At 40.2% G+C, this 927-nt stretch carries 2 protein-coding genes and 1 pseudogene; all 3 read right to left on the minus strand.

The window, feature by feature from the left end:
* Positions 1–275 (minus strand): annotated as a pseudogene (locus tag REG_RS10560) (Tol-Pal system subunit TolQ); the annotation flags it as partial.
* A 121-nt stretch (positions 276–396) separates the two neighbouring features.
* Entirely contained in the window at positions 397–495 is a 99-nt protein-coding gene (gene cydX, locus REG_RS11620) for a cytochrome bd-I oxidase subunit CydX (protein ID WP_006705639.1), read from the minus strand.
* A 26-nt stretch (positions 496–521) separates the two neighbouring features.
* On the minus strand, positions 522–927 hold a 406-nt coding region (gene cydB / locus REG_RS10565; protein ID WP_039909059.1), incomplete at its 5' end, for a cytochrome d ubiquinol oxidase subunit II.

The following is a 927-nucleotide window of genomic DNA, read 5'->3' on the forward strand; positions in this document are numbered from 1 at the left end:
CGAGAAAAGGCTTTAAAACCGGAATGAAAAATTTGTTCTGAACCGGCGATACGGTCATAACGAGCATCGCTCTCCTGATAGAGCTGCGCCAATTCTTTACCTGACCAAAATTTATCTTCGAAAACGTCTGCATCACGATGCGCCACATTAAGAAGACGTGTCTTGTGAATAATTATCGCCCATGAAACGATAGAAAACAGGATTAACAGCAGTATGATCAACTGCACTAACAGGCTCGATTTCAAAAATAAATCTAGGACGTTCATATCAGCCACAGCATAGACTCCACAACAATAAATTTAGAGGCTATTCGAAATCTCTTATATCCCCCTTCGCCTTTTAAGCTACCGCTTTGAAAATTTCGAAGAAGATTTCGAACAGTCTCTTAGACGGCATTTATTTAGTATTGGTTTCATTCTGTTCCAACGCCAGAGCCGCAATAATGCCAAAACAGCAGGCCAATAAGGTTCCCAAAATCCAAGCAAAAAACCACATTTTTTATACTCCCTATGCAATGATGGCTAATACAGAGAAGACGAATGATTATCGATAAAATCTTTATCAATACGGCCAAACATTTTGTAGTAGCACCAGCTGGTATAAATCAAAATAATCGGGACAAAAATTAACGCAACCAAGGTCATCAGCCGTAAAGTTAATAAACTTGAGGTGGCATCCCACAAGGTCAAACTGGCATTCGGCTCAGTACTTGACGGCATAATAAAGGGAAACATGGCAACCCCGGCGGTCAAAATAACACAAACGATAGTGAGAGAGGATAGTACAAAAGCCCAAGCATTTTGCGAAAAACGTGACAATAATAAGGTAAATAGTGGCAGAATGACACCTAATGCCGGCAATAGCCACAAACTTGGATATTTATTAAAGTTAAGCAACCAGGCTCCCGCTTGATGAACCACTTCTTTA

Source organism: Candidatus Regiella insecticola LSR1, from assembly GCF_000143625.1.
In the GTDB taxonomy this organism is placed as follows: Bacteria; Pseudomonadota; Gammaproteobacteria; order Enterobacterales; family Enterobacteriaceae; genus Regiella; species Regiella insecticola.

Coding starts and splice junctions, on each gene's coding strand:
- cydX (WP_006705639.1), bottom strand. CDS start 495: ATGTGGTTTTTTGCTTGGATTTTGGGAACCTTATTGGCCTGCTGTTTT.